At 42.9% G+C, this 21,070-nt stretch carries 22 protein-coding genes, 1 tRNA gene and 3 pseudogenes; 8 read left to right on the forward strand and 18 right to left on the reverse strand.

The genetic code is table 11. From position 1 onward, the window contains the following. Positions 1-127 precede the first annotated feature (127 nt). Positions 128-385 (forward strand): annotated as a pseudogene (locus AC2VE5_RS04845) (type II toxin-antitoxin system VapC family toxin); the annotation flags it as partial. Between the two features lie 43 nt (positions 386-428). On the opposite strand, the pseudogene AC2VE5_RS04850 reads toward AC2VE5_RS04845, so the two are convergent. From AC2VE5_RS04850 to AC2VE5_RS04865, 4 genes and pseudogenes are all read right to left on the reverse strand, one after another. Continuing rightward, a pseudogene (locus tag AC2VE5_RS04850) lies at positions 429-521 on the reverse strand (DUF423 domain-containing protein); the annotation flags it as partial. Positions 522-606: 85 nt separating this feature from the next. Further along, complete coding sequence (locus AC2VE5_RS04855) at positions 607-1,269, reverse strand: Vat family streptogramin A O-acetyltransferase (protein ID WP_486886651.1); 663 nt, start codon at positions 1,267-1,269, stop codon at positions 607-609. 374 nt (positions 1,270-1,643) lie between these two features. Next, entirely contained in the window at positions 1,644-2,810 is a 1,167-nt protein-coding gene (locus tag AC2VE5_RS04860; protein WP_486886652.1) for a PP2C family protein-serine/threonine phosphatase, read from the reverse strand. 50 nt (positions 2,811-2,860) lie between these two features. Further along, positions 2,861-3,628 (reverse strand): DUF1350 family protein, encoded by a 768-nt coding sequence (locus AC2VE5_RS04865; RefSeq protein ID WP_486886653.1) that lies wholly within the window; start codon positions 3,626-3,628, stop codon positions 2,861-2,863. 171 nt (positions 3,629-3,799) lie between these two features. Between AC2VE5_RS04865 and AC2VE5_RS04870 the strand changes: the two genes are divergently transcribed. After that, complete coding sequence (locus AC2VE5_RS04870) at positions 3,800-4,987, forward strand: sensor histidine kinase (protein ID WP_486886654.1); 1,188 nt, start codon at positions 3,800-3,802, stop codon at positions 4,985-4,987. An 8-nt stretch (positions 4,988-4,995) separates the two neighbouring features. On the opposite strand, the gene plsY is transcribed toward AC2VE5_RS04870, so the two are convergent. From plsY to AC2VE5_RS04890, 4 genes are read right to left on the reverse strand one after another with little or no spacing between them, the layout of a single operon-like run. Beyond that, positions 4,996-5,679 carry a glycerol-3-phosphate 1-O-acyltransferase PlsY gene (gene plsY / locus AC2VE5_RS04875; protein ID WP_486886655.1) on the reverse strand — a complete coding sequence of 228 codons (684 nt, stop codon included), beginning with the start codon at positions 5,677-5,679 and terminating at the stop codon, positions 4,996-4,998. 27 nt (positions 5,680-5,706) lie between these two features. Then, positions 5,707-6,876 carry a DUF3086 domain-containing protein gene (locus AC2VE5_RS04880; RefSeq protein WP_486886656.1) on the reverse strand — a complete coding sequence of 390 codons (1,170 nt, stop codon included), beginning with the start codon at positions 6,874-6,876 and terminating at the stop codon, positions 5,707-5,709. Positions 6,877-6,912: 36 nt separating this feature from the next. After that, a complete protein-coding gene (locus AC2VE5_RS04885; RefSeq protein WP_486886657.1) occupies positions 6,913-7,299 on the reverse strand; it encodes a DUF3119 family protein in 387 nt (128 codons plus the stop codon). Positions 7,300-7,348: 49 nt separating this feature from the next. After that, positions 7,349-8,143: an MlaE family lipid ABC transporter permease subunit gene (locus tag AC2VE5_RS04890; protein WP_486886658.1), complete on the reverse strand. Its 795-nt coding sequence runs from the start codon at positions 8,141-8,143 to the stop codon at positions 7,349-7,351. Between the two features lie 306 nt (positions 8,144-8,449). Here AC2VE5_RS04890 and AC2VE5_RS04895 point away from each other — a divergent pair, with 306 nt between their 5' ends. Further along, complete coding sequence (locus tag AC2VE5_RS04895) at positions 8,450-8,749, forward strand: hypothetical protein (RefSeq protein ID WP_486886659.1); 300 nt, start codon at positions 8,450-8,452, stop codon at positions 8,747-8,749. Here AC2VE5_RS04895 and AC2VE5_RS04900 read toward each other — a convergent pair. After that, on the reverse strand, positions 8,746-10,386 hold the full coding sequence (locus AC2VE5_RS04900; RefSeq protein ID WP_486886660.1) for a Ppx/GppA phosphatase family protein: 1,641 nt from the start codon (positions 10,384-10,386) through the stop codon (positions 8,746-8,748). The two genes, AC2VE5_RS04895 and AC2VE5_RS04900, sit on opposite strands and share 4 nt — an antisense overlap. A 97-nt stretch (positions 10,387-10,483) precedes the next feature. On the opposite strand from AC2VE5_RS04900, the gene AC2VE5_RS04905 reads away from it, so the two are divergent. Both AC2VE5_RS04905 and AC2VE5_RS04910 read left to right on the forward strand, forming a co-directional pair. Continuing rightward, positions 10,484-11,368 carry a 4-hydroxybenzoate solanesyltransferase gene (locus AC2VE5_RS04905; protein ID WP_486886661.1) on the forward strand — a complete coding sequence of 295 codons (885 nt, stop codon included), beginning with the start codon at positions 10,484-10,486 and terminating at the stop codon, positions 11,366-11,368. 74 nt (positions 11,369-11,442) lie between these two features. Then, a complete protein-coding gene (locus tag AC2VE5_RS04910) occupies positions 11,443-12,255 on the forward strand; it encodes a carbon-nitrogen hydrolase family protein (protein ID WP_486886662.1) in 813 nt (270 codons plus the stop codon). A gap of 521 nt (positions 12,256-12,776) precedes the next feature. Here AC2VE5_RS04910 and fba read toward each other — a convergent pair. The 7 genes and pseudogenes from fba to pdhA all read right to left on the reverse strand — a co-directional run bounded on the left by fba (position 12,777) and on the right by pdhA (position 16,892). Continuing rightward, positions 12,777-13,856, reverse strand: a complete 1,080-nt coding sequence (gene fba, locus AC2VE5_RS04915) for a class II fructose-bisphosphate aldolase (RefSeq protein ID WP_486886663.1) — start codon at positions 13,854-13,856, stop codon at positions 12,777-12,779. 125 nt (positions 13,857-13,981) lie between these two features. Continuing rightward, positions 13,982-14,194: a DUF433 domain-containing protein gene (locus tag AC2VE5_RS04920; protein WP_486886664.1), complete on the reverse strand. Its 213-nt coding sequence runs from the start codon at positions 14,192-14,194 to the stop codon at positions 13,982-13,984. Positions 14,195-14,445: 251 nt separating this feature from the next. Beyond that, positions 14,446-14,598: pseudogene (locus AC2VE5_RS04925) on the reverse strand (type II toxin-antitoxin system PemK/MazF family toxin); the annotation flags it as partial. Next, a complete protein-coding gene (locus tag AC2VE5_RS04930; RefSeq protein ID WP_486886665.1) occupies positions 14,582-14,779 on the reverse strand; it encodes a hypothetical protein in 198 nt (65 codons plus the stop codon). The pseudogene AC2VE5_RS04925 and the gene AC2VE5_RS04930, both read right to left, overlap by 17 nt. Positions 14,780-14,823: 44 nt before the next feature. After that, positions 14,824-14,895: transfer RNA gene (locus AC2VE5_RS04935), tRNA-Lys, on the reverse strand. A 66-nt stretch (positions 14,896-14,961) separates the two neighbouring features. Then, a complete protein-coding gene (locus AC2VE5_RS04940) occupies positions 14,962-15,837 on the reverse strand; it encodes an aldose epimerase family protein (protein WP_486886666.1) in 876 nt (291 codons plus the stop codon). Between the two features lie 17 nt (positions 15,838-15,854). Next, the gene (gene pdhA / locus AC2VE5_RS04945; RefSeq protein WP_486886667.1) at positions 15,855-16,892 is read right to left on the reverse strand and encodes a pyruvate dehydrogenase (acetyl-transferring) E1 component subunit alpha; all 1,038 of its coding nucleotides are present in this window, start codon (positions 16,890-16,892) and stop codon (positions 15,855-15,857) included. A gap of 189 nt (positions 16,893-17,081) precedes the next feature. Between pdhA and AC2VE5_RS04950 the strand changes: the two genes are divergently transcribed. Beyond that, positions 17,082-19,133: an IMS domain-containing protein gene (locus AC2VE5_RS04950; RefSeq protein WP_486886668.1), complete on the forward strand. Its 2,052-nt coding sequence runs from the start codon at positions 17,082-17,084 to the stop codon at positions 19,131-19,133. 59 nt (positions 19,134-19,192) lie between these two features. After that, a complete protein-coding gene (gene petG / locus AC2VE5_RS04955) occupies positions 19,193-19,306 on the forward strand; it encodes a cytochrome b6-f complex subunit V (RefSeq protein WP_106367687.1) in 114 nt (37 codons plus the stop codon). A 6-nt stretch (positions 19,307-19,312) separates the two neighbouring features. Here the strand turns inward: petG and rsmD are convergent, their stop codons facing one another. Beyond that, on the reverse strand, positions 19,313-19,867 hold the full coding sequence (rsmD, locus tag AC2VE5_RS04960; RefSeq protein WP_486886669.1) for a 16S rRNA (guanine(966)-N(2))-methyltransferase RsmD: 555 nt from the start codon (positions 19,865-19,867) through the stop codon (positions 19,313-19,315). Positions 19,868-19,870: 3 nt separating this feature from the next. Beyond that, complete coding sequence (gene hisH, locus AC2VE5_RS04965) at positions 19,871-20,506, reverse strand: imidazole glycerol phosphate synthase subunit HisH (protein WP_486886670.1); 636 nt, start codon at positions 20,504-20,506, stop codon at positions 19,871-19,873. A 54-nt stretch (positions 20,507-20,560) separates the two neighbouring features. Between hisH and AC2VE5_RS04970 the strand changes: the two genes are divergently transcribed. Next, entirely contained in the window at positions 20,561-21,064 is a 504-nt protein-coding gene (locus AC2VE5_RS04970; protein WP_486886671.1) for a pyroglutamyl-peptidase I family protein, read from the forward strand. Positions 21,065-21,070: the final 6 nt, after the last annotated feature.

Raw genomic sequence — 21,070 nt, forward strand, 5'->3', positions numbered from 1 at the left:
ATCTTTGGACAAGGTTGAAGATGAACTTAGCTTAGGTCTATTAGAACTTTGTGCTGACCCAGACCGTCTTCGCTCTCTAACTTTCTTCCCTCCTCTATAGCTACTTTGTTAGAACGCAACTTGGTATAAAGTTGCAATCGGTAAGTTACCACTTCCAGAACAAATAGATGATTATATCTCCACACGGATGATTCAATTAGGAGCGAAATCGCTAGATATTACAGCTTCCCATGCTTTGCGAGCGGCGGCATTGCCTTTACTTCATCGCGATCCTTTTGACAGAATGTTAATTGCCCAAGCACAGAATGATGGTATGACAATTGTAAGCGCGGATTCAATGTTTAATCAGTACGAGGTTTCTGTAATCTGGGCGGCAAGTTCATGAAAATATAGAGTCAAATTAAATCGAGGCGGAAGTGCGAAGTCTCAATCTTGATTTCAAGGTTGTGGGTGGCAAAAGCGCCTGCCACCACCGATAAGCCGCCGAAAATTGCCGCTAAAGTGATAAATAATTGGGTTATTATTTGCGTTTGGATAGCGAGCGCTATTTAGTATTACCCTTTCTCATCTTGCCAAAAAAGTTAATCTTCCAATAATTAAACCCGCCTATTCCAACAGAATTGTTTTACTGTGCTTATACTCACAATTCATTAAAGCTTCAATATCTGCGGAAACGATCTTGTCCAAATTGCGTGTAATCTTCTCGCTCTCCCAATTCCACCAAGCTATTTCAAGTAAAGATTGGATAGTTTGATCATCAAATCGCTGACGAATGCCCTTCGCTGGATTGCCCCCAAAAATCGTATAGGGCGGGATATCACTCACTACTACTGATTTTGCGGCAACAATCGCTCCATCTCCCACCTGTACCCCCGGCATAATTACTGTTTCATACCCAATCCACACATCGTTACCAATTACTGTGTTGCCTTTGTATGGTAGTTCTTTAGGTTGAGGCTCAACTTTTTCCCAACCATTGCCGAAGATCCCAAACGGATAGGTTGAAAACCTATCTAACTTGTGATTTGCACCATTCATAATGAACTTTACGCCTCTAGCCAAAGCACAAAATTTTCCGATGATTAGTCGATCGCCGATGAAGGGAAAATGGTACAAGACGTTACGCTCAAAGTCTTCCGAGTTTTCTGGATCGTCGTAATAGGTGTAATCTCCAATGATGATATTGGGATTTGACACAGTATTTTGAATGAAGCAGATTTGTGGAAATCCCTTCATCGGATGCTTATCTTTGGGATCTGCTCCGTACAAAATAATCTCCAGCTTTTAAAAACGCTTATTTTTGCATCCTAACCTCAAATTCAAACCTACCACCTTAGCCTGTAACTGAAGCCGTATAACTATTTATTATCCTGTGCGATTTAGGCTAACTCTAGAAGTGTTACCGGAATTTACTCAATTCTTTCTGGAGCTTTTGCTCCCCTTGCTATGGCATGAACAGTATGAAGAATATCAGCAGAATAATATCGATTATCGCAGTTATCGCAGATGCTAAAGGTTTTCATAAAGTGCGATCGCGCTTTTTCTGAAGGAGAAGAATGTACGCGCTTACGTGAAAATGCTTTTTTGAATTTAATTTATAAATAACTTCTTAGCGAAATCGCAGTTGGATAAAATTTAATAATTTACCAATTTATAGAGCTAGGTTTGTTTGCATAGCCAGCAAACATAATTTCTAAAATAGATAAATCGTCATCAAAACCTGTTTTTGAAGTTAATGTTAGTAAATGATTTAGTATCTCATCAAGATTCTGATTTTCATTATTATATCGCTCTTGAAGTAGGTCTACAAAAGCATCAAAGTCCCATTCTCCACCCCTTGCCGAATTAATCTCATAAACCCCGTCGCTAAACACATAAAGACTACTAAATTCCTCTACTTGACAAAACCCGTTTGCATATTCAGAATCAGGAAACATACCTACTGGTACGCCCGCAGTTTTTAATAATTTTATTTGACTGCTATCTGTGGATCTAGATAACAAGACTGCGGGTGGATGCCCGGCGCTGGCATATATTAGCTGACGATTAACACGATTATAAACTCCGTACCAAATTGTGAAATATTTATTATTATGATAATTCATTTGAAAGGTTTCATTAAGCGCACTTAATACCTGATTTGGTTGATAATAATTAAGGCGCGGAATAGCACGAGAGCGGAGTAAATTTAGTACAGAAATAGAAGGCAAAGTAGCCCCCAAACCATGCCCCGCCGTGTCTAATAAATAAATTGCTAAATAATCTGCATCTAACCAATAATAGTCAAAACAATCTCCGCCAAGTTTTTTACAAGGTATAAAACGCGAATTAATAGTTAGAGGTTGGTGCATGGGAATTGGCAAAAGACTTCGTACATAGTCTACTGCTTCGCCTAATTCTGTCTCTAAAAGTTGCTTTTGAATTTGCAAATCACGGCTCATTTGATGCAAACGCAAACCTGCTCTTACCCGCGCTTTTAGCTCATTTTGTTCAATTGGTTTAGCAATAAAATCATCTGCCCCAGAGTCTAAGCCTTTAACGACATCTGCTACCGAATCTAAAGAAGTTAAGACAATAAAAAATGTAGTAGATAAAATAGGATTGGCTTTTACTTGACGGCAAACTTCTATACCGTCCATTCCTGGCATTAACCAATCACAAATTATCAAGGCTGGTTGCAACTGTTGCGCTTTTTGTAGCCCAGTTTCTCCACTATCGGCAGTAATTATGCGATAACCTTGTTGTTCTAAGATTTTTCTTAAAGTTAACTGTACTATTTGGTCATCATCAATAATTAAAATCGTAAACATGAATAATTAAGTAAAGATAGAATTTAGTCTATAAATTGTTTTAATTTAAGTTATATAGATTTTAGAGGATTTAACCAAAAAACAATGGTTTTTCTTAATTGATTTAGATCCCGATAAACTTCTTGCTTAAACCACTGCCCCATCGCATCAAAAGGTGTAAATGTTGTTCCCGATTGCCACTTGACATCTTGCCCTAATGGTGTAGTATGAGTGCCGTTAAGAGTCTGGGCTGTCACCATATTGGGAAAGCGGAGTTGCAATAGTTGAGTCAAGGCAGCCGATTGATCGAGGGTATCATTGCTAAACTTGATTAGCAAGTTGCGACGAACACTATAACGTTCTTGGATAATGTTGTTAGTTTCTAGAGGCGAGGGGGTAAATTCAACGGCAAAAGCAGGATTAAATTGCTGCACAAAAGGAATAGCGTCTCGCGCTGCATAATTATTAAAGGAAATTAAAATATTACCCGATCGCTCTACAGAAAATAAGCTGCCAGTCAAAAGATGAAGCTTGCAACCCATACTATGACCTAAGCCATAAATAGGTAAGTATTGCTTGCGGAGTAAGGATCGACTTTGGAGTTCGTCTATAGTCCGCTCAAAGCTTTGTAAAACAGAACGAGCGATCGCACTATGATCGAGAGTATTTACAAAAGGTGTAGCCACAACAATGTAGCCATGCTTGGCGATTTGCTCTAATAACCAACGATAAGTTACTTGAGGAGCCGCCGCCACAAACGCGCCACCCAAAAAATGTACAATCCCCACTGGGTGCGGGGGAATTAATACCCAATTACCAGAAATTTCTTGCCAATCCATAATTAAATTGTGCCATCAAGCTTAAGTAATTGACGACGCGCTTTAAAGCAATATAGTAATTATGCCTTTTGGTGGTGAGATATCGCGCTATAAGAAGTCGCGTTTAAAAAAGCATTGCTCAACTAAAATGATCGTAGTAACCCGTAGGTATGCCTCCCTACCGTCTTCAAAATGAATGATTTTAGTCAATTGTTGAGCGATAAAGTTGACGTGATTACAGACCTTTGGGTAACTGCTGTTCGTCAAGATAGACAAATTGAAAGCGCTGATAAATTATCGCGTACAGCTATTCAAAATCATCTCGCTCTTGTGCTTGAGGCAATGGTGACAGTAATTTCTCAATATCATGATAGTGAAATTGGGCTGATAATAGATGCAAGCTGTTATCATGGCTCACTTCGCGCCGCTCAAGGCTTCGATCCCACGGAAATTACCCGCGAGTATTGCCTGCTGCGTCAAATAATCTTTTCAACTTTGGAAACAGAGTTATTGCAGGCAAAACCGATAGAATTATTTCGGGTGTTTCGGCTGATAGATGCGACTGTAGACGAAGCGATTTCTCAATGTTTTAAAAGTTATGTAGACGAGCGCTTGGGAGAACTAGAGCAGTTGCAGAGTCAATTGCAGTTAAATAATCAGGAATTGACGCGCTTAGTCCGTGCAAATCAAGACAAACTTTCCCACTTAGCCCACGAACTCAAAAATCCCTTAGCTTCAATTATTGGCTACTCGGATCTATTTTTGCGCCAAAAGCGCAAGTCTTCAGAAGTAAAAGACAATTTTACTAATATCGAACACATTGAACGAGTGTTACGCAACGGCAGGCATTTGTTGCGCTTGGTCAATGATACTTTAGAAGTTTCTCGCTATGAGGCGGGAGAACTAAAGCTGCAAGTAGTCCCAACTAGCGTTCGTTTTTTAGTCAATGGTGTAGTAGAAATGCTAGAGCCGTCAGTGCGAGAAAAACCACTAGAAATAGTAGTAAATTGCGATCGCGCTCCAGATGAAATTAGGACAGATTCCTTAAGATTGCAGCAAATTATCACGAATTTAGTCAGCAATGCCCTCCGTTATACTCAAGAAGGCAAAGTTCAAATCATCTGCGAAAACCAAGATAGGGACAAATGGGTACTAATTGTCAGTGATACCGGAATTGGAATTACCCCCGAAAACCAAGAATTAATTTTTAATCCTTATTATCGAGTTAGCAGCGAACAACAAGCTTCTTTGCCTGATAGTACGGGATTGGGACTTGCTATTGTTTCCCAACTGGTACACTTACTAAAAGGAAAAATTGAACTAGCATCGCAAGTTGGTGTTGGTTCAACCTTTACAGTCACTTTTCCTCTAGCAATTTAAACAGCTATTTATTTCAACATCTGTTCTGGCTCGGAAGCTAAATTTTGACCGATTCGGGGTTCAGTTCCGGCAATTAAGCGCTCAATATTGCTGCGATGTCGCCAAATAACGTAAAGACTACCAGTGAGGGCAAATAATAAATAAGCTAAAGGCTGGTGGAAAAAAAGCATTAGTAAAGAAACAGCGATCGCACCAGCTATAGAACTCAAAGATACAATCCGCGACAAGGCAAATACTAAGCCAAAAACTCCCATTGTCGATAATCCCACCATCCACGACATTGCAAGTAATACCCCTAAACTTGTCGCCACAGATTTACCCCCGCTAAAGCCCAGCCAAATTGACTTACTATGTCCCAAAACTACCGCTAACCCCGCCCCTGCAACCATCCAAGGGAGCCAACTTGCGGCATTTATTTCTGGGGGGATTAGTTGATGATTGGCGGCAAAATTGACTAGCCAATAAGTAAGGGCGATCGCTCCATAACCTTTAAGCGCATCTATCAGTAAAACAAACAATCCTGGCACGGTTCCGAGAGTCCTTAGCACGTTTGTCGCCCCCGTAGAACCGGAACCGTGTTCGCGAATATCAATGCCTTTTAGCACCCGCGCGGCGGTGTAGCCTGTGGGAGTTGAACCTAACACGTAAGCTACAAGCAAAAGTGCGCCGCACAAAGTTAACCAAGTAAGCATATTTTTTAAAGGGGAAGGAACATTGCTTTAGTTAAAAAAGTCGTCTTCTCGCTCTCTAGCCATTTGCGGATCGGGAGCAAAAGCAAGCAATAAGGGAAATTGCAGCAGAGAAAGGCTAATTTTTTCCTCTGAGTCATCAACGATAATTAACGGTAACTCATTTGCTTTGACTAAACGCTCGGCTTTAATTGCCGCCGCATCCGCAGACTCAAATAATACTACACCGCGATCGGGTCCAAAATCAGCACGAGTGATGCCCAAACAATCCTGCAATCCGCGCCGCCATTCTCCTAGACGTTCGGGCATATTAGCAAGGATTAAAGCCCGGAGGCGATCGCCATGCAACTCTGACAAGATGGAAATAACGGCAGAACTAATCAAGATATTTTGCAACCGACTACCCATAGTTTTTAATGCGCCCCTACCTCCTTGATTAAAAAACCACTGCGATACGCGCTCTGCGTGGATGGGTTCAAAAGTGCGGCGTAGTTTCCAAGGTTCTCCGTAGTAATCGGGCTTAGTACGGTATTCGTCCAGCATTTGGCGAATTTGTTTGGTAGTCGATTGAAAGCGTTGCTCGGCAAATTGCGGCGTACTTGCAGGCGCACTGGCTTTTTTAGGTGGCGGTTCTATTGCAGGAACGGTTGGTAAAGGCGGCTCTTTGGCGGCGGGGGTTAACTGTAGCTGTTCGGCGGAAGCTGCCAAATCTTGCAAGCTACCCGTCAGATAATCTTTAAAGCCTTGGACTCTAATTGCTAGTTCTTGAGAAGTGCCAGCAAAAGTAGTTCGCATCTCAGCACGGATGCGTTCTTGACGGCGTTCTAGCTGTTCGATCGCAATTTGTAAGGTTTGTTTGCGTTGCTCTAGGTGCGCCAAAGATTCTTGCACCACTACCGACATAGCATTTTGGGTTTGAACCAACTGCTGGGAAATCGAACTGAAAGAAGCTTGCAAAGTGGCAATTTCTTGTTTGAGACTTTGTTCTTTGACTTGCAAATTCGCTATTCGTTTAGCGATCAAGCTTTCTTGTGATTCTTGCTCAATGTCCGCAATTCCGGTTTCTATGGGCGCTAACAATTTATCTTCCGATGCTGGCGTTTGCCCATCTACGGAATCAACAGCAAATAGATCGATATCGTTCTGAGCATTTTCTGGCTCATTCGTTGGTTCTTGGTTTGAAAATTGGTCTGCATTCATATAAAAACAAGTTTGCCAAGCACTCAATACAATTAATTACTGTTTTGGTAAGCGTTGCTCTAAGCAGCTTCTCAGCATTTTGGGGTCAAACAAAATTGGCAAAAAATGAATACTTTTAACTTCTTTAAAGTAGAACAAAACTGGTACAGATGACCAAAATATGCGCCAAGTTTGCCACTCTGCGTAGGGAAAGCAACGAATTAAAGTTTCACCTCGATAAATATCTAAAGCAGCGTCGCTAAATTGTAGGCGAATTGTTGCCGCTTGAAACATCAGAAATAAACCAAATAAAGCGCAAACTAATCCTACCCATACCTGAAATAGTAATACTGGAATCGCGGCAATTACAATAAATATCGGCAAGGTATAGCTAGGGGCAAGTTGTATGGTGGAAACTGATTGTGGCGTACTAGAAATAGTCATAATTTTTACTTTTGCCCTGATACATAGACTTGCTTACTATTTTAGAGTTTTACAATACCGAGCTACCGCTACCTTGAAACATTACTAAGGTTAATAGAAAGTTACTCACAAAAATAGCTAACAAAGCAGTAACTACGGCAGCAGTAGTTGATTGTCCTACTCCTTTAGCGCCTCCGGTTGTTGTCAAGCCCCAGCTACAGCCAATTACAGCAATTAAAGCCCCAAAACAAGCTGCTTTAATCATCGCGCTACCTACATCCCAAACGCTCAAAAAGTTCTGCACCGAATCAAAAAATACATTTGCAGATAAGTTATATAAGTTATTGGCAACCAAAAAGCCCCCAGCTAACCCAGTAAATAGAAATATCAAAGTTAAAATTGGCATCATCAAGCAGCAAGCAATGGTGCGGGGAACTACCAAGTAGTCGATAGGATCGGTTTTGAGAATGTAAAGCGCATCAATTTGTTCTGTAACTCGCATCGTACCAATTTCTGCTGCAAAAGCCGAGCATACTCTACCCGCCAGCACCACCGCCGCAATTACGGGGGCAAGCTCCCGCGTCAAGGCGATCGCAAGTACGCCTCCCACTGCCTGTACTGCCCCAAAGCTAATAAATTCTCTAGCTACTTGAATCGTAAAAACCATGCCCACAAAAGCGGCAGTGACGAGGACAATTAGCAAAGATTCCGGCCCCACGGCTGCCATTTGGTCGATGGTATTGCGGCGGTGAACTTTGACTTTGAGCAAGTGAAACAATACTTGTCCGCCTAGTAAAATCGCTGCTACTAAGCGCTGACTCCATACCTTCAAGCTTGGGCTTTGCACGATTTCTGCCTGCTGCAAAAGCTCAATTGTACCTATTGGCGAGTTCTTTAATTGAGCTTAAAGCTATTCTCATAAATAAATTAACTCATCCCAGCAATGACTAATTTTTCTAAAATTGCCTAAATGTATCCCAGCAGACTTTTCTCAGTAATCTATCTGCTTAATGTATTTAATACACCCCATACATTGCTTTGGAGTAGTTTACAAAACTTTTAATGAAAATTTAAGATTGTTGAAGACATAGTTATCCACAGCGCGATCGGGCTTATTGTAGAAAATAGCAAACGTCCCCAAACTTTTGCATTGAGTTAACTAACGAAAAATATGCAACAAATGAGCATTTTGCCAAGTTTTCGCCCTACGCTGGCGCTAACAATCGTTTTTAGCTTCGTAGCTCCTGTATTATTAGTCTCTGGAATGCTGGTTAGTTTTTCCTTAGCCAGTCATCTTCCGGGACTCGCAGCTATTTCGGCAGAGATGAATCAAGGTGTAACTGAGTTTTTAGCCGCCTTTGGTAGTGGCAATTCCTGGAGAGGAGTTGCAATTATTGGTTTAGCTTGTAGCTTTGTCGGCGCATTATTTGATACCTATACGTTTTACCGCTACCGCAATCTGCGTAATTAAGCCCCGACGTAACTAGGTGCGAGATCTAAACTTGCCACTAATTTAACTCCGTATTCTGCCTCAAAAACTGCCTTTTTGTAATCCAAACTCCATAGTTCTAAAGCGCAGTCGTCATTGGGATTTGCGGGTTTAAGATAAAGGCGGAGTTCTTGGCTTGTCGCCTCATATTCGCAGCGTAATTGACTAATTGTGCCAACTTGCCGCCGATCTAGAGCCACAGCCAAGCGCAAAAATGTACTAACTTGGCTAACTAGCAGGCGGGAGTTTCTGGGTAGGTTGCGATAATTTTCATGCTTTTTCTTCGGAGCGCTGCGGCGGTGGTAACGGGCAATATTAGCAACAATCTCTAATTCAGTTTCGGTATAGCCGAGCAATTCACCATGGCGAATTAGATAATAGGAATGTTTGTGATAAGCCCCGTGATTGACGTGGTAGCCGCAGTTGTACAACATAGCAGCAGCCCATAATAATTGTCGCTCTTCTACTCCCCAACTATGAAGCTTGCCTTGGAGTCGATCGAATAGCTCGATGGCAAAAGTAGCAACGCGATCGCTATGCTCTAAATTAACCTGATATTTTTGTGCCGTCTTAATCACATTTCTTTGTCGAATTGAGCTTTGGTAGCGCAAACGATCTTCAATCAAGCCGTGAGCCAGCATCCAGTTAACGATAATTCCTTCTCGCAGACTGCGTTCGCACACCGTTATCGATTCCATACCCAAAAGCTTCATTGCTTCAAGTAAAATAATTGCCCCAGCTAAAATAATTTCCGAGCGGCTTTCCGAAATTCCAGCAATGGCGGCTCTTTCTGATTGATTTAGCTTTCGCAGTCGATTGACAATTTCTTGTAAGTCTTTGAGGCTAAATTGATACCCAGTAAGCGGTGAAGGAGTTAATCCTAACTTTTCTCTAGCGTGAACCGATGCTAAAGTCTCAATAGTGCCAGCCGTACCCACCAAGCGGGGAATTTCCCCCGGCTGCAAAAAGGCGCGTAACTCATCAACAGGACGCTCTAGAGAGCCGCGCACGCTGGCAGTTAGATAGTTAAATTCGCGATCGCTAATTGGATCTGTAGTAATGCGTTCGGTAGTCAGGCGCACCGCCCCAATTTTTGTACTACTAAGACTCCGCGCTTCGTGGCTATCTCCCAAAACTAGCTCTGTAGAACCGCCGCCAATATCGATAATAATATGCGGTTGGTCGTTAAATTCCATCCCCGACAATACGCCAAGATATATCCGCCGAGCTTCTTCTTGACCAGAAATTAAGTCAACTTTCAAGCCTAATTGTTCGTCTACTTGCTGCAAAAATTCCTTACCATTGGGTGCTTCCCGCACGGCGCTAGTAGCGACAGCAATCGTTGTGTGGGCGTTGAGACTTTTAGCAATTTCTTGAAAACGGCGAATTGTTGCGATCGCGCGCTCCATTACTTCTAACTTTAAGTTTCCCGTTGCCAAATCGCGATCGCCCAATCTTACCGGATCTTTTTCTCTAGCAACAATTGTAAAAGCTGGTAGTTGCGGCTCAACTTTTACTACCACCATATGCAAAGAATTTGTCCCCAAGTCAATAGCCGCAAGAATTTGTTGCTCAACTTGAGTCGGAATTAACCAAAGCGCAGAAACAGAATTAACCATGTAGATTTACCACCCAGCACCCAGCATCATAAATAACGATATTGTATAAATGGCAAACAAAAGCTAAATCCATCCATCTTTATACTTATTTTTTCATATGACGAGCGCCCAAAACGAAAAAATCTCTGTACCAATTTGGCTTGCTATTGTCAGACTTTTGCGCTGGGATAAGCCCGCCGGACGCTTAATATTGATGATTCCGGCTTTGTGGGCGGTGTTTTTAGCAGCAAAGGGTTCGCCACCAATAGCTTTAGTAGGCGCGATCGTGTTAGGAACCTTGGCAACCAGTGCGGCGGGATGTGTAGTAAATGACTTGTGGGATCGAAATATCGATTCCCAAGTAGAGAGAACCCGCAACCGCCCTCTAGCGGCGCGTTCTCTCTCAGTTAAAGTTGGTTTTGGAGTAGCAATCGTTGCTTTAATCTGTGCCTGGGCGATCGCTTCTTATCTCAATCCTTTAAGTTTTTGGCTGTCGGTGGCAGCAGTGCCAGTAATTTTACTTTATCCCTCCGCCAAACGAGTGTTTCCCGTACCGCAATTAGTTATGGCAATTGCTTGGGGTTTTGCGGTATTAATTAGCTGGAGCAGCGTTACAGGGAGCTTAGATGAGGCGATGTGGATGCTGTGGGGAGCAACAGTGTTGTGGGCATTAGGCTTCGATACAATTTATGCCATGAGCGATCGCGAAGACGATCGCAAGCTTGGGGTAAATTCTAGCGCTTTGTTTTTTGGCAACTACGCACCGATGGCAATATTGATTTGCTTTGCGCTTACAGTTTTACTTATGGGTTGGCTAGGCGCAACTATGCAGCTAAAGTTTGCTTTTTGGATCGCTTTAGGAGTTACGGCTGTGGCTTGGACTTGGCAATATCTGCGACTAAAAAATCCCCAAATGCTTTCTAGTGCTTACGGTGAGATGTTTCGTCAAAATGTATGGATTGGGTTTATTCTCCTTGCAGGCATGATTGCCGGAGTTTTGTAGATAAAATTAATTGCACTGAATCCAAAGTAGACATATATTTTTATAATCTATCCAGCACGCTTTCCATTTAGCTCATGAAGTCTTATCTCGCCGCCGCAATTCAAATGACTAGCCTGCCCGATCTAGAAAAAAACTTAGTTCAGGCTGAAGAATTAATCGAACTTGCCAGGAGACAGGGCGCAGAGTTAATTACATTACCAGAAAACTTTTCTTTTTTGGGAGAGGAAGTAGACAAAATTGCTCAAGCAGAGGCGATCGCCCAAAAAAGCGAAAAATTCCTCAAAACAATGGCTCAACGCTTCCAAGTCACGATTTTAGGCGGGGGTTTTCCCGTCCCCGTAGACGCAGATAAAGTCTACAATACAGCCTTACTAATTGACCCCAACGGTGAAGAAATTGCTCGGTACAAAAAAGTTCATTTATTTGATGTCAACTTACCCGACGGCAATACCTACCGCGAATCCAAAACCGTTATGGCTGGTACAACCATGCCCCAAGTATACGCCTCCAAAGAGTTAGGCAACTTAGGCTTGTCAGTATGCTACGACGTGCGTTTTCCCGAACTCTACCGCCATTTAGCAAATAAAGGTGCAGACGTAGTATTTATTCCAGCAGCGTTTACCGCCTATACAGGCAAAGATCACTGGCAAATTCTCTTACAAGCAAGAGCCATTGAAAACACTTGCTACGTGATTGCGCCCGCCCAAACAGGACAGCATTACTCCCTGCGTCAAACCCACGGTCACGCCATGATTATCGACCCCTGGGGCGTTATTTTAGCCGACGCTGGAGATCAACCAGGATGTGCGATCGCCGAAATTTCTCCAACACGCCTTGAGCAAGTCCGTCGTCAGATGCCATCATTGCAGCATCGCGTATTTTTGTAGAGAAATGCTCCTATACTCTAGTATTTGCGCCAAGAAATTGATTGTTCAAAGATAAGACCTGCTCTTGAAGCAAGAACTTACAGAAATTAAAAACTTAGTTGGCATCACTCGCAACTAGGTATATTGCCCAAAAACTGCCGGACACAGAGATAAGACACTTTTGCAGGGGGTTTGGGCGGCATCTTTTCGGGGGAAGGATTCCTCTGAAAAATGCCTTGGGAGGCAACTCGTCCACGCCAGCTATGGGGAAGACAAAGTAATCCCCCATACTGGCTCCCCGATGGGGAGGCAAAAAGAGGCAAAAAGAGGCAAAAAGCGGGTATCGCTCTCTCTTGCAAACTTTTGTGGAAGGAAACCTCCCCCACAAAGTTTGCGCTTCTTCCCGCTTTGTTGCCGTTGGGTTTGGGGGGCAGACCCCCCAAGCTCTGGTTTTTCCTATCGAAATGCAGGGCGGTATAAGTAGACATCCAATAAAAAAACCGGGCATCGCTACCCAGTTTTTAGTTAGAAATCTCTAATAACTAAGCTTTTACAGCTTGCTTAGAAACAGCTTTTAGTTCGCCTTTAGCGTACTTAGCAGCAAAATCATCTAAGGAAACTTGCTTAATCTTGCTACCTTGACCCGCAGATTCAAATTGCTTATAGCGATCGCCACAAACTTTCTGCATATATACAATCGAAGGCTTAAGGAAGTGACGGGGGTCAAATTCCTTGGGATTGCTCATCAACGCTTCGCGCACCGCCGCCGTAATCGCCAAGCGGTTGTCAGTATCGATATTTACCTTCCGAACGCCGCTCTTGATGCCTTTTTGGATTTCTTCTACAGGAACGCCATAGGTTTCAGGAATTTGTCCGCCATTTTGGTTAATGATGGCGAGTAAATCTTCTGGTACAGACGAAGAACCGTGCATAACCAAGTGAGTATTGGGTAAGCGGCGGTGGATTTCCTCAATCCGACTAATGGCGAGAATTTCTCCAGTAGGCTTGCGCGTAAACTTGTAAGCGCCGTGACTTGTGCCAATAGCAACAGCCAAAGCATCTACTTGAGTTTGTTCTACAAATGCTACCGCTTCATCGGGGTCAGTCAATAGCTGGTCGTGGGATAGAACGCCCTCAGCACCGTGACCGTCTTCTTTATCACCCATGCCAGTTTCTAATGAACCCAAGCAACCGAGTTCCCCTTCAACGCTAACGCCGATGGAGTGAGCAACATCCACAACTTTGCGAGTTACTTCAACGTTGTACTCAAAGCTTGCGGGAGTTTTAGCATCAGCTTCTAAAGAGCCATCCATCATCACGCTAGTAAACCCGTGACTCATTGCTGAATAGCAAGTTGCGGGGCTATTGCCGTGGTCTTGGTGCATGGCAATGGGGATATGGGGGTAAGTTTCTACCGCCGCCAAAATTAGGTGACGCAGAAATGACTCGCCAGCATACTTACGAGCGCCGCGAGAGGCTTGCAAAATCACGGGGCTATCCAGTTCATGGGCAGCCTGCATAATTGCTTGAATCTGCTCCATGTTATTGACGTTATAAGCTGGGATGCCGTAGCCATTCTCAGCCGCGTGATCTAGAAGCAGCCGCATTGGTACGAGCGCCATAGAAATTCCTCCTAATTTGGTTATAGACAAGCGTTTGCATTACGCTAATCTTAAGATAATTTTCAATTTTATAAAAAATTATATCTAGGGATGGGTACTTATTCCTGCACAACTTCCCAGAGACGCTACCAATAATTCTTACTAGCGGTCACCGCAAAAGCAAGGCAAGCTCTAATATCTTCTAAAGTCAGTTCAGAAAAATCTTCAAGAATTTCTGCTCCTGTCCTGCCACTACCTAGATACTCTAAAATGTCATATACAGTAATTCTCATGCCTCGAATACACGGTTTCCCACTGCGTTTCCCAGGCTCAATTGTGATGATGTCCCGGCAGTCCATACGACAGTTAAAAGAAATGTTTATTTGTATTACGTGATATCCCGATCGCTTCTGCAACTTACTACTAGGGCTTATCTGCAAGTAATACATCTACACTTGAAGATTGCGATCGCACTAATATAGAAATATCAAAAATCCGCCCAAACTCTTGCTCTTTTGACCAATTCATATTAGCTATACCAACCCCACCTATCTCTCGGTAGTCCTTGAAGTGAATCTACAGTTCCAAATTCTTCTTAAAGCCTACGGGGTAACGTTGTTGTTTTGCTAGTTAACCGAACAATAAATATATCTTGCGAACTATGAGGGGCATTAATTACAACCGCAGGTCTTACTTTAGAACTAGATAAGTCGGAAAATGGGTATCTTACTAATACAATGTCATTTTTAGAGTAGCTGGGCATAGATATCATCTTCGATGTTATCCCACACAGCATCTAGGGATACGCTACTTGTTTGCAGCCAAAAATTAGATTCATCTTCCGATAAAAGAGTAACTAAAATTCGTGTGCCTTCAGGAATTTCTGTTTGTTCTAATAATTCAATTTTGCCTTGACGAACGATCGCCCACAATGTCTTTAACATATTAAAAACCAATGAACTTGTAGGCTTTTCACTGTCTGTTTTTATGGGTCGCCCGGGATTCGAACCCGGAACAAATCGGTTAAAAGCCGAGTGCTCTACCGTTGAGCTAGCGACCCGTGATTTGGTGTCTATTTTGACACCGTTTATAACGATAACATGACTGAATTATAAACACAAGAGGTTTACAAAAAAGTTACGTTCATACTTACCCAAGTTTGCAAACTGTCTCCCGGTGGGAGGGAGATCAAGCCATCTCCAGTATTTAGAGCATTGCGGGGGGCTGTCCAAGGCTCTAAACAGTAAAAGTCTTTATCTTTAACCGTCCAAAAAACTACCGTATTGTAGTAGTCGTTATTCCACTCTAAATTTAACTGCAATTGACGGCTATCATCTTTGACAGAAGCAGATTCCCTAGATAGTTGCCCAAAAGCTGCATCTATCTCATCACGGCTAAAGTCAAATTCGCCATGAAAAGCCTCAGTTGTTTGAGATTTTTGGTCGTAAAACTCTGTTGAGGGAATTTGTACCTGCAATGCACTTTTATCTGGGGCTGCAAAGTAGGGGTGCAATCCTACCGAAAAAGGCATTGATTCGCTAGAGTTATTTTGAAAGTTTTGATAGATAACTAAGCTATTACCCCAGAGCCGATAGGTAAAACTTACTTCAAAGTCAAAAGGATAAACAGCTTTTGTTTCTTCGTTGCTAGTCAAAACTAAAGTAATACTGGCACAATCGTTTGTCGATTGATCTACAACTTGCCAAGGCAGATCGCGGGCAAAACCGTGTTGTTTTAGAGTGTAGGAGCGATCGCCATGAGTGTAAGTATTGTCAGGTAAGTTGCCGCAAATCGGGAATAAGATGGGAATCCCGCCCCGGACGCTCAATTCGGGATTAGTAAAGCGACTTTTATCTAAGTAAAATATTTCCTGCCCTTGGAGCCGCCATTTAGTAATGATCCCGCCTCTTTCTGGTACTACTTCAATCTCGGATTGGGCGTAAGAATCAGAAAGGACATAGGTTTTGTACTGTTGTTCGTTGAGAGCGACTTCAAACGTCATAGTTTTTCCTTTATTTACTACTGATCTTCCGCAAATACAAACCGATACAACTCGTCTGGCGAAGGCTCTGGGCTATCTTCTGCAAACTTTACCGCGTCATCGATAACTTGAGTAATTTTGCGCTCAATTTCTTTAAGTTCTGACTCTGAGGCTAAATTATGCTCCGTTAGGTAAGCTGCCAATTTTTTAATCGGATCGCGACTAAACCAAAATTCTTTCTCTTCCTTGGCTCGTAGTTCGTCAGGATCGGCTAAAGAGTGACCGCGAAAACGGTAGGTAAGCGCTTCAATCAACGTTGGACCTTCCCCCGCACGGGCGCGTTCTACGGCTTCTGTCGCCGCCGCACGGACTGCTAATACATCCATTCCATCTACTTCTACCCCAGCCATGCCAAAAGCATGAGCTTTCTTATAAATCTCTGGGTGAGAGGTAGCGCGTTCGTGAGCCATGCCAATTGCCCACTTGTTATTTTCGACTACATAAATAATCGGTAGTTTCCACAACGCTGCCATGTTTAAGCATTCAAAAAATTGTCCGTTATTTGCTGCACCATCCCCAAAAAAGCAAGCAGTCAATTGATCTGCAAAGCTTTCATCTCCTAAAGCTTCCCGGCGATATTTAGTTTGAAAAGCGGCTCCCGTAGCTACCGGAATCCCCTCGGCAACAAAAGCGTAGCCTCCTAAAAGCTTATGTTCGTTAGAGAACATATGCATAGAACCACCACGCCCTTTACTACAACCAGTAGCTTTGCCAAATAACTCTGCCATCACTTCTTTGGCTGGTACGCCAGCACTTAGAGCATGGACGTGATCGCGGTAGGTACTACAAACGTAATCTTCCCCTGGTCGCATGGCTTGAATGACCCCGGTAGACACCGCCTCTTGTCCGTTGTATAAATGGACAAAGCCAAACATTTTACCTCGGTAATACATTTCGGCGCATTTGTCTTCAAAATACCGCCCCAGAACCATATCTTCATAGAGTAGCAACCCTACTTCTGACGAAATATCTGCCAAATTAGTATTAAACGCAGGTAATGCTCGTTCTTGAACCATAGTGCAATTGTCCTTGTAGTATTACTTTATATGGGAAAATGTGTTAAGCAACCATTATCAGCATTGTTACTAAGCGTGCTGCAAGTGTAGAGGTCACAAGTTATTATATTGTCACGGTTTGACTGACGTGATAAACGATTTTGATTGTAGGTTAAATTTTGTTGTTCGCGGTGTATAGGGAAATAAGCTGTGCGGATTCCACTAGATTATTACCGAATATTGGGTTTGCCTATTCAAGCAAGCACAGATCAGTTGCAACAGGCATACCGCGATCGCCTATTGCAATTGCCCAGACGCGAGTATTCAGAAAAAGTCATCGCGGCGCGAAAACAACTTATAGACGTAGCGTACAAAGTTTTAGCCAACCCGCAACAAAGGCAGCGCTACGATAGTAACTATTTTGTGGCAGCTTATGGCGATACTACAGATACCATAACCCAAACGCCAAGTACCACTGAGTCCCTAGCTCCCAGTATTGAAATTGCTGACGAACAATTTACTGGTGCATTATTACTTCTCCAAGAGCTAGGAGAATACGAGCTTGTACTTAATTTAGGTCAACCCTATCTCGATCGAGATTTAGCAAATGGCAGCGATCCGGATTTAGTTTTAACTGTTACTCTGGCGTGTTTGGAGTTGGGGAGAGAACAATGGCAACAAGGTCAGTATGAAAAAGCAGCTCATTCTCTAGAAAATGGTGAAAATTTTCTCACAAATGCGGGATTATTTGCCAAAACTAGGCAAGAAATTGCCGCCGATCTCAATAAACTCCGTCCCTACCGAATTTTAGAACTACTAGCACAACCTCAAAATCGGATCGTCGAACGCAAGCAAGGTTTGAAGTTATTGCAAGACATTTTGCAACAACGAGGCGGTATTGACGGTACGGGGGAAGATGGATCGGGACTAGCTTTAGATGACTTTTTAAGATTTATTCAGCAATTACGCAGTTATCTAACAGTTAGAGAGCAGCAAGATTTATTTGAAGCAGAAAGTCAACGCCCGTCGCCCGTTGCCAATTATTTGGCAGTGTATGCCCTGATTGCGCGGGGCTTTGCCGAACGAATGCCGATTCTCATTCGCAAAGCCAAGTTGCACTTGATGCGATTGGGCAAGCGTCAAGACGTACATTTAGAACAAGCTGTATGTTCCTTGCTGCTTGGTCAAACGACCGATGCAAGTAGAGCCGTAGAACTATCTCAAGAATCTGAATCTTTATCTTTGATTCGAGAAAACTCTCAAGGCTCCCCAGACTTATTGCCTGGTTTATGTTTGTATAGCGAAAGATGGTTGCAAAGCGAAGTATTCGCTCAATTTCGAGATCTTAGCGATCGCCCAGCGTCTCTAAAAGATTATTTCGCCGACGAGCAAGTACAGGCTTATTTGGAAGCTTTGCCCACAGAAATAGAAGCAACCAATGAATGGGATGCCGTAACCGTTGATGATAATCGCAGTCCAATTACGTCTAAGCAATCGGTAAAAGCCGCCGAAAGTCGAGGTACAACCGAGCAAAGCTCTCAAGGAGCGATCGCAATAGCTACTCGTAATGATGTAGATACAAGCAGCCTCGTTCATATCAAGCCCAGGCAGCGTCCAAGAAAACGCACCCGTCGTTTTAAAGGTGGGGCGGGCATTTTTCAAAATTCAAAAATAATGCGCCTAGTTTTACTCTCTCTAGTTGGGCTAGGTGGAATACTATTTCTAGGTTTTTTGGCAAGCAAAACTTATAGTGGGGTGCAGGGTACTAGAACTACTCCCCCGCCAGTCTTAGAAGGGGAACAACCCTTAGTAAAGCTAAATGAGCCATTATTCGATCTTGCAGAATCTGCTCCCGCAACACCGCCCACCGATGGGCTACTAACGGAAGCAACTGCCCAGCAGGTTATTCAAGACTGGCTATCTACCAAAGCTGTAGCCTTTGGAACAACTCATGCAACCGAGGGATTAGAGCAAATTTTAGTAAATCCAACTTTGTCTCAGTGGCAAAAACGAGTTGAGGGCGACAAAGCAGACAATCGTTATCGTCAGTTTAAGCACACTCTAAAGATAGACGGGGTGGAAAATAATGAGGCAAATCGCGATCGCGCGATCGTTACTGCTACAGTCGGTGAAGTTGCTCAAGTGTATAGAAATGGCGAACTAAATAAAAGTTTGTCTTATGACGATAACTTGCAGGTAAAGTACGATTTAGTCCGGCAAGCTAATCAATGGCGAATTCGAGAAATGGTAGTTTTGAAGTAGCCCAAGTAGTAAGATCGATTACAGGCAATAAATATTTACTAATTTCTTAGGAGATTACTGTGGTTGAACCCTTATTAGATGGAATGGTTTTAGGATTAATAGCTATAACTCTAGCGGGCTTATTTTTTGCCGCCTACAAACAATACAAGCGCGGCAAGCAACTAGGTTTATAAATCTACTTATTGCCCTTCTTCGCAAGAGGAAGGGCAATAAAAAGTCACAGCAGTATGACCGTAGACTTTTTGCCGACAAATTTTTAAACTTATAACTTGGGGCAAATCAAAATTAGGCGAATGCTCTACAGCAAGTTCGCCATCGGGGTGCAGAAGTTGGTAGTTGGCGACTTCTTCTATCACTGGTTGATACAAATTGCTGGCATAAGGTGGATCGAAGTAAATTAGGTCAAATTGCTGCCCTGCAAGAGTTTTCAATCGCTGTACTACGTCTCCCCGCAATAGCTTAAAGGTTTGATTTTTAGCGATTTGTTGTAAGTTTTGCTGAATAACAGCGCAAGCACGGCTAGATTGTTCGATGCAAGTTACAGATTTTGCCCCGCGTTGCAAAGCTTCAGCGCTCATAGCGCCACTACCCGCACACAAATCTAGCCAAGTGCAATTATCTATGTTTCCTTGCCAAATATTAAACACGGCTGAGCGCACCCGCGAACTTGTGGGGCGGGTATCAAGTCCTGGTAGAGTTTTTAGTTGACGATTGCCGTAAATTCTCAAACTCATAGTTTAAGCAGGAATTTTGGAGTTTACTTGCGCTAAAAAGTTAGCAAAAATTTGCAGCCCCGCCGTAGAAGATTTTTCGGGGTGAAATTGTACCGCCAACAAGTTATCTTGCGCGATCGCGGCGGTAACAGTTTGCGTGCCGTGAGTGACCGTTGCCGCACGAACAGAGGTATTTATCGGGTCAACGTAGTAGGAATGAACAAAATATACCCATTCACTGCCTTGCAGCCCTTGCCACAGTCCGCATTTTGGTTGGGTAATTTCCAATTGATTCCAACCCATGTGAGGAATTGTTATTCCTGGCTCATTTACAAACCGCCGCACCATACCAGGAATAATCCCTAGTCCGGGTTCTTTGCCTTCTTCGCTACCATCAAATAACATTTGCAAGCCGAGACAAATGCCTAAAAATGGCTTACCACTAGCAATTATTTTTTTAATCGGGGCTTCCAAACCGCGCGATCGCAAATGTTGGACCGCCGGATCGAAAGATCCAACTCCTGGCAATACTATAGCGTCAGCTTTTTCTAATTCCCGCATCGAATCGGTAATTTTTAGTTTTACTCCAGCTTTTTCTAAGCCTTTGCAAGCAGAGTGCAGGTTGCCCATGCCATAATCTATAATCGCTATTTCTGTCATTGTTTTACTCAATTGACCCTTTTTTATTTTAAGCTCACGCGATCGCTACTTCCCATGAGTAGGAAAATACTATTTACTTCTTTTACTACCTGGTTGCCGCATCAAAAATCTAATTCTTCTGACGACTTGTTGCAAGAAATCCTCGATGTGCGCGATCGCGATTCATTTTTAAGACAATTGCCTGTAGATATTGAGCTTGCAAGTAAAAGTGCGATTTCCACAATCTCCGAACTCCAACCTGATATCATTATTTGTTGTGGTATGGCTCAAAGTCGTAGCCAGCTATCTATCGAAGCCCAGGCAAGCGATCAAGATCAAGTGTTAAATACTCAAGTAAATTTGCCCCAGTTGATAGCTGGCATTGATGGTATTGAAATTAGTTACGATGCGGGTAAATTTGTCTGCGAAGGTCTTTATTACTCAATATTGAAGCACTTGCAATCTTCGCAATTATCCACTCATTGTATATTTATTCACATCCCAATTCTCAGTCAGGATAATTTGACTGAAGTTAAAAACAGTTTTTTAGCTGTCGTCCAACGATTAACCCTTGTCTAAATTTCT

Source organism: Aliterella sp. E5.1 (genome assembly GCF_057473825.1).